The organism is Holdemania sp. (assembly GCF_986127675.1).
Genome location: NZ_CFQZWI010000117.1, coordinates 1 through 7,673, shown reverse-complemented (window position 1 = coordinate 7,673; position 7,673 = coordinate 1). Strand labels below are relative to the sequence as shown.

Here is a 7,673-nt window from a genome sequence, read left to right as displayed (position 1 = left end):
TTTCTTTGCGGCTGCCGTTTTCTTGAATTCATCACTTGACAATGTGGCAAAGAGAGTCAATCCATTGACGTGGAAGCCGTCAGCGGTGCGACCCTTACCAGCGAAGCCGTCCTCAGCGCAGCCCGTCAGGCGTGGAATACGTTAAACGGAGTCGAAACGGCAAAACCCGACGTCAAGATGAAAGCTGGAACCTATACGGCCTCGGCTCCGGGTTTCCGTTCCGCCTGGGATATCGAGGTCAGCGTTACCGTGGATGAAACACAGCTGCTTGCAGTCCAGGTCAATCCGGATTCCGCGGACACGGTCGGGATTTTCCAAAGCGCGGCCAATCTGCTTCCGCAGCGAATGGTTGAACATCAATCCGTTGCCGTCGAAGCAATCTGCGGCGCGACGGTTTCCAGCAACGCGATTAAAAGCGCCGCGAAAAAGGCCATCGTTCAGGCTTTGGAAGCGGCCGGCACCGACGCTGCGGCCATTTCCGCCTTTGAAACCATTCCGGATGAAGCGCCGGCGGCGGAGGAATTAACGACGGATATTCTGGTTGTCGGACTGGGGGCAGCCGGCACTACCGCCGCCTTGAGCGCTGCGGAAACCATGGCAGCGGAAAATCCTGAGAACGTCAGCGTACTGGCCATTGACAAGGCTGGCCGATATGGCGGAGCTTCCTCTTTGTGCTCAGGCGTCTTCGCGGTGAATCCGCCGGGTCTGGCGGACAAGTACAATGACGGAAAGGACTTCACTGACCGCGACGCGCTGTTAACGGACTGGCTGACGTATGTCGAAGGCGATGCAAAGCCGGAAATGATCGAATTACTGCTCGATCATTCCGGCGACACAATCGACTGGTTAGTTGAAGATTACGGGCTGGAACTGGAAAAACCGCAGACAGGGTTAACCGAAGGCGATTCCAATATCGTATTGTTCTCTTATGCGCCAAGCAAGGACGGCATGACCGTCAGACGGCAGCACAACATTCAGTTCTATGACAACTGTATGGCGGAATTCACGAAAATGGGCGGCAAAATCATGTTGGAAACGGAAGCTTATGATCTGATTGTGGAAAACGGCCAGGTTACCGGCGTGAAAGCGCGCAATACCGCCAACGGTCAGGAAATTCTGATTCACGCCAGGAAAGTCATTCTGGGAACCGGAGGCTTCTTATCCAATTCCGCGATGACCCAGAAATATTTATCGAACACGGTTTATCCGCTTTCCGGCAGCTGGGATATGGTCGGCATGAAGCAAAACGACGGTAAGATGATCGAATCCTCGATTGCGGAAGGCGCTGCGACCTACAATATCGGAATGTGCCCGGCTGTGCACATCATCGGTGCGGCTGGCTTTCTGAGCAATTTTGAATATCACACCTTGGAAGACAAACTGTGTATGCAGACGATGAAGCCGACAAAATGGACAGAAGGCGATCTGCCGCATTATCTGGGCGTCGCGCCGGATTCCCTGGCCGTCAACATGCAGGGTGAGCGCTTCACCAATGAAAAGCAGCTTGGCTTCAACGCCTGGGTTTCTGGCCCGAACTTCTATTCGCTTTACAGCGACACGCAGATCAGCGCCGTTGAGAAACGTGGTTTGCGCACGGCTCCGGCCTATATGACAACCGTCAATCTGGGCGCTAACGGCTGGGCTCCGGATGGTACGCCGATTCCAAACGCTCATGAAGTCATGGAGGCAGCGGTCACCGCCGGCTTTGCCTACAAAGCGGACACCGTGGAAGATTTGGCAGTTCAGTTGGGGATGGAGCCTGAAACCTTGAAACAGACCGTGGAAAAATACAATGCCGCCTGTGCCGCCGGCGTCGATGAGGAATTTGGCAAGAATGCCGAAAACCTGGATCCGTTAGCGGGGGAAGGACCCTTCTATGCAATCAAAATGGCCAATTATCCATACAGTACCTGCGCGGCGCTGGACGTTAACACAAACCTTGAGGTTCTGAAGACGGATGGTTCCGTGATGAGCGGCTTATACGCGGCCGGGCTGGATGCATCCGGCGTACTGTATTCTGAAAAGAAGCCTTACGTCACTTATGGCGGCGTCGATCAGGGCTTTGCCTTTACCTCCGGACGTCTGGCCGGCATTCACGCAGCCGCCTCGCTTATTGAAAAATAAGTAGTAACAGAATAAATTAAAACCTTCCCGCTTTGATTGTCTGAGATCCAATCTTCTCATTCAAATTCCCCTGCAGGAAGGTTTTTCTTATTCTTCGCGTTTCTTTTGTAACTTTTTCCGCTGTTCAAGCGTGATCGTCAGCGTGTTGCCTTCCTTACCGATCAGACCTTCGTTCTTGAACTGGCTCAGAAGCCGGTAAACCGTCCGGCGGGAACAGCCCATAAAGGCCGCCAGTTCTTCCCGCTTGATCTTGATCCGGATCACGTCGCCGCTGGGTTTCAGCGCGTCGCACAGCCGCAGCAGATAGTCGATCAGCTTAATGTTCATCGAATTGGTCGGATAGCGGGATTCATTGATCGCTGAATCATAAAATTGATTCGCCCAGTAACAGATCAGATATTCTTTAAACGGGCTGCAATCGGACAGCAGGATGAACAAATCTTCCCTGGTGATGCGGTAGCCGCGGCAGCGCTCATCGACTTTCAACGAACAGCAGTAACGGTGATGATCAGAATAAATTTCCATCAGACCGACAAAGCGGGCTTCATAATTGGTGACATAGGTGTAGGCGATCCCGCGCGTGTTTATGCTCTGGACGTCGAGTACCCCTTCGGTAAAGATGTAGCCGCAGGTCACCGGCGCGCCTTTTTCGATGATTGTCTCGCCCGGTTCAAAGGTGACCGGAACCAGCCGCATCCGCACCCGCTCGGGAATGGCTTCCAACACCTTTTCAAAACTAAGCATCGCGATCACCTCTTTTCGCTCTCTGGTAAAGATTATAGCGTATTTTAGCTGAGCTGAAAATATTTTCCTTGCGAAAGCTTCCGCTTTCCAAGATGAGCCAGCACGCACGATCCCTGATTTTTTATTCTTTTAACTCAAAACTTCGAAGAATGTATCTCATTCTTTTCTGCCTACTCATAAATATTAAAGCTTTCCTCGTTCACTTTCCGCAATTCCCCGGAATCCAAATCAAAAAGATAGGTAATCCACGATTCCTGCGGATATTTTATCGACTCTTCCTGCGCCCGTAACCAAAGTTTCCGCGAAGCAGGAAGATAAGCCATCTGAATGGAGGAGCTGTCCAGCTGCAATAGTTCTTCCTTTTCCTCGCCGCTGCGGTAATAGATTGTCGAATATTCCCGATATGTCGCTGAATTCATATCCTGAAACGGCTGGCTCCAATCCCATTGCGAATATTCCGCGGTGAACGCGCCGTTTTCCGTTAAAACAAAATCTCCTCCTAACGGCAGATCCTTCGCGATCAACTCCGCATGACTTCCATCAAATTCATAGATATCAAAATTATCGCCAACCATATCCTCAGCCTGCCACAATCCCAGTACAAATTGAGAGTCGGCAATCGGAAAAAGCATAAAGCTTTGTTCATTCCAGGTATTCAGCTGATCCGGCCTTGCCCGCAGCCGCAGTGTCTGATCATCAAGAGAATATTGATACAAATCACTTTCGTTAGGGGAACCTGCGGTCAGCCACAGGCAATTCTCCTTTTCATCATAAGCCAGACTGCTTACGTAAAAGCTATAATATCCCTCCGGATTCAACAGCGTGCTGTCAAACAATTTTTCTTTCTTTTGCGTAACCAGATTGAGCCGTCCGTATTCTTCCGGTGCGCTCCAGTCGGACCTTTGCACGAGAATCATCTGATCCTGATTTACGGTATAGTTGCTGACATCGTTCAGTTCCGCCGTCACTTCAAAGGTGGCGGAATTCAAAACCAGCGTTGTTGATGTCAGGAATTCTTCTTTCCGCCAGGATATATCCATAAACAACCGTCCGCCGTTGTGCTGCAGCTGGACGATTCTTCCTTCCGGATAACGTGACCGCGATAAAACATAGCGGTCTTCAATCAAACCTGTTTCCGGATTCAGCTGCTGGAGCTGTTTTCCATTGGCGCTGATCATGATCGCTTTCCCATCCACTTCCAAAGCATATCCAAGACAAGTTAACGATGCGCCGGGATCCTTGGATGAGCCCCGGGCCTCCCGCACTTCGCTGGCAAACGTAACCGGCTGGCCGATCCCCTCCATCGCCGCGTCTTCCCGACTTTGATAGTATTCGTTTTTAGCCTCAACGACGGTGAACATTTTACCGGTTTGCGGCTGGACAAGAAAAACATGATTTACGCCGTCGCCGGAATATCCCTGAATTTTTAACCAACCGCCCACTGGCGTGCAGCGTAGTTCTTCCAGACATTTCAGCGCAGCGACACTTTCCCTATCATAACCATTCTGACGGATGATCTGGCATTGCCGCGGTTCATCAAAATTACCGATTTCACGATTGGTGACGATCGTGTAAAACCCCTTCTGCGATAACGCCGGACGGGGGCGGAGGAGCGTTCCTTCATTTGTACTCTGGATCAGCTCCGCGTTTTTGCCATCATGATCCGTTGAGAAGTAATAGTTTTTCATTGATCCGTAGATTTGAAAATAGAGTTTTTCTTCATCCGCACCGATCAAATAGGCGACGGAATAATATTCACCCCACTCTCCCGGCTCCACTACAAAGGAACTTGATGTTTTATCTCCCCGGTCAATTTTAAAGTAAGTCCGCGTAGACTTCTCAATAGAATAATCCGCAGAGACAATTACGGTATGTTCAAGAATAGCTTCTACCGACATCCTGTCCGCGTCTTGTACTTCCGCGCTGAGATCGGTGATCATTTCCGCCGAATCCTCATCCACAGACTGATGCCACAGCTGATTCTCCTGAGTCCAATATAGATCCTGCCCCTGCATCTGTCCTGATTCAGTCGCAATGATCTTTTTTTCCAACCGCATCTCTTTCAGATTCCAGAGATTTACGGTCATTGGATTTTTCCCATAACTGCCGGCAGTCTCTTCTTCGTTTTGTGTCCAAATGGCCAGCCGGCGGGCGTCTGGCGAAGTGATCCGCCGGATCTTCCCTGACGGCATCTGAGCGTCTTCAAAGAAATCCCATTGCCTCAGCGACTGATCTGAAAAATTCCAGATCATAATCTGGTTCTGATCAAAGTCCGGCATGTAATAATTTTCCCCGACGATGACCGCCTGCGTATCCACCTGACTCAGCCATTTTTCATTCGAACCTTTCGCCGGATCGGCGTGACAACCAGTCAAGCTCATGAAGCCGGCAAGCAAACAAAAGCCAAAGACAAACCTTCGTAATTCTCTGAATTTCATACATATTCTCCCACTTCAATTTTATAAATCCTATCCATTGCTTTTCTTGATTGTATTATAGCATGACGCCAGGTTTACAACAATAGACCCATAAAAAAGATCAACTTTTATCCCAAAGATAAAAAAACATCCAAAGAAATGCTTTGAATGTCTTCTAACAAAATGAATGCGGCGAAAATGAAAGCAAGCGGACACAATCCGTCAGAGATACCGCACTGTCTGATCCAGCGGCTTGCGCTGCTCATGTTGGCGGGATGGCCGGCAGTCGGCGCCGGGATAGCCAAAGGGAAGCAGGCAATACGGCTCAACGCTTTCCGGCAGGGCCAGCGTCTGCTTTACCTTTTCCGTGTCGAACCAACAAACCCAGGTGCTGCCAATTCCCAGCTCCTGCATCTGCAGCATCATGTGTGCGGCAACGATTGACGCGTCCATTTCCGCTGAACTGCGGCCGTTGAACGGATTAACCCAGGCTTCGCTCTGATCCGCGCAAATGATCAGTACCTGCGGTGCGTCAAAGGTCATTGCCGTGATCGCTCTGAGCTTCGCTAACAGGACTTCGCTGCGGACGACGTAAATCCGCTGCGGCTGCAGGTTTTTCGCGGTTGGCGCTAACCGGCCTGTTTCCAAAATTTGATCTAAGACGGCCTGCTCAACCGGCCGGCTGTCGAAACGGCGGACGGAATACCGCTGGGCCGCTAATTGTGAAAACTTCATCCTCATTCCTCCCTTTTTTCCTTTTTTATTATTCCGTCAGGAAAACCAATCTTAAAGCAACGATTCCAACAGCTTGGCAACACCTTCCTGAGCGTTGGTGTCCGCGATCAGATCCGCCTGGGCTTTCAACGCGGAAGACGCGTTGCCCATTGCCGCTTTGATGCCGCAGACATTAAACATTTCAATATCATTCAGACTGTCACCGACACCGAGCACCTGTTCCAACGGAATTCCCAGCTGAGCCGCTGCCGCCCGGATCGCCGTGCCTTTATCATTTTGATTTGAAGTAATCTCCAAATTGGTTTTCGCGTAACTGTAAACTTTAATATCCGGGATCGGCGCAAGCAGACGGTTAAGCTTTTTAATCTTAAATCCGCCCAGCGCGATGATTTTATATACCGGCTCTTTCGACCTCTGGATCTGCCGCAGCGGCTGCGTCCAGGAACAGACTACAATTTGTTCCCCAGGCGGATTATGCCGCGTAACCTTCTGATAATCGGGACGAATTAAATTCAGCGAATTCCCATAGACATGATGAAACGTTTTCGCCTGCATCCACACATGCTCACGCTGAAGCAGCCGCAGAATCTCCAAGGCCGTTTCCTGTGAAATCGGGGTTCCCTGCGCCACGCCTTGAATGCTGCGGTAATTGCCGACATAACCGATCGCATCTACGCGCGGATCGATTGACGCCGCCACCCCTTTTGCGAACAAATAGGGTCGCCCGGTCACCAGCACGACTTCCATCCCCGAATCCAGACATCCCTTAATGGCTTTCCGGCTGCGCTCACTGATCTCTTTGCGGGGCGTAAACAGTGTGCCATCTAAGTCCAGACAGATCATCCGGACTGAACCTCTCGCTAAATGTACCATGGATTTCCTCCTGAAATTTATCCTCATTATACCGTATTTTCAATGAGTTCGAATAGCGTCCTTTTTGAATCATCAAAAGGGACAGGCTTAATTGAAGAAACAACGAAAGATAAACGAAGATTGGATGACCAGCGATTAAGCAAAGTATTAAGCGCTAATCCACATTCAGATTGCATGAATTTCTTTTTCTTGTTGATCAACATTTCCTTTTTTACCCAGAGCGTGTTTAAAAGTTAAATTCATATTTTTTCTTCGTTAAACTCACTTTGGAATAGATATCGGACTTTTATCTTAAGTTTATTTGACAGACATTTCATGAAAGAAATTGTAACATCGCCAATGATATAAAAAGTTCTTGAAATAACTCAAGAATGGCATATACTATAAGTGTAGGGACGCTTGAGAAAGCGATACCCGTCAGACACTATCTCTTATTTGAGAAGTGGTGGACAGATAAGTGCCGGTTACTTTTGGTGGAGTTTGCGGCACTTTTTCGTATTATAGAAGTAGGAATAAAGTATCCTACTCGAAATAGAATTAGATTAGATGAGTATAAAATATTGAAATTGAGAAGAAATCATGCAAGTGATGTTCAGTTAATCTTAGTATCTCATCAAGGGTATCAGAAGTTAGGATATAATATTCTTAGCTTCTTTTCTTTTGTGGGCCAACCTAAGTTGAGAAGCTCATAGAGAAGAAATGGCTTGGCACTTTTTGGAACAATCTAGTTCGTAAAAGAAAATGCCATTCTTCCTATTCAAATTCATAAGCTTGTTTAAA

At 48.9% G+C, this 7,673-nt stretch carries 5 protein-coding genes; 1 reads left to right on the top strand and 4 read right to left on the bottom strand.

Going from position 1 to position 7,673, the window contains the following annotated elements:
* Positions 1-69: 69 nt before the first annotated feature.
* Positions 70-2,124 (top strand): FAD-binding protein, encoded by a 2,055-nt coding sequence (locus tag AC5OW4_RS13325; protein WP_493677078.1) that lies wholly within the window; start codon positions 70-72, stop codon positions 2,122-2,124.
* 87 nt (positions 2,125-2,211) lie between these two features.
* On the opposite strand, the gene AC5OW4_RS13320 is transcribed toward AC5OW4_RS13325, so the two are convergent.
* The 4 genes from AC5OW4_RS13320 to AC5OW4_RS13305 all read right to left on the bottom strand — a co-directional run bounded on the left by AC5OW4_RS13320 (position 2,212) and on the right by AC5OW4_RS13305 (position 6,893).
* The gene (locus AC5OW4_RS13320) at positions 2,212-2,868 is read right to left on the bottom strand and encodes a Crp/Fnr family transcriptional regulator (RefSeq protein WP_072685554.1); all 657 of its coding nucleotides are present in this window, start codon (positions 2,866-2,868) and stop codon (positions 2,212-2,214) included.
* Positions 2,869-3,038: 170 nt separating this feature from the next.
* Complete coding sequence (locus tag AC5OW4_RS13315; protein WP_493677077.1) at positions 3,039-5,306, bottom strand: hypothetical protein; 2,268 nt, start codon at positions 5,304-5,306, stop codon at positions 3,039-3,041.
* Positions 5,307-5,507: 201 nt separating this feature from the next.
* Positions 5,508-6,020 (bottom strand): nitroreductase family protein, encoded by a 513-nt coding sequence (locus AC5OW4_RS13310; protein WP_195397775.1) that lies wholly within the window; start codon positions 6,018-6,020, stop codon positions 5,508-5,510.
* A 51-nt stretch (positions 6,021-6,071) separates the two neighbouring features.
* Complete coding sequence (locus AC5OW4_RS13305) at positions 6,072-6,893, bottom strand: Cof-type HAD-IIB family hydrolase (RefSeq protein WP_195397774.1); 822 nt, start codon at positions 6,891-6,893, stop codon at positions 6,072-6,074.
* Positions 6,894-7,673: the final 780 nt, after the last annotated feature.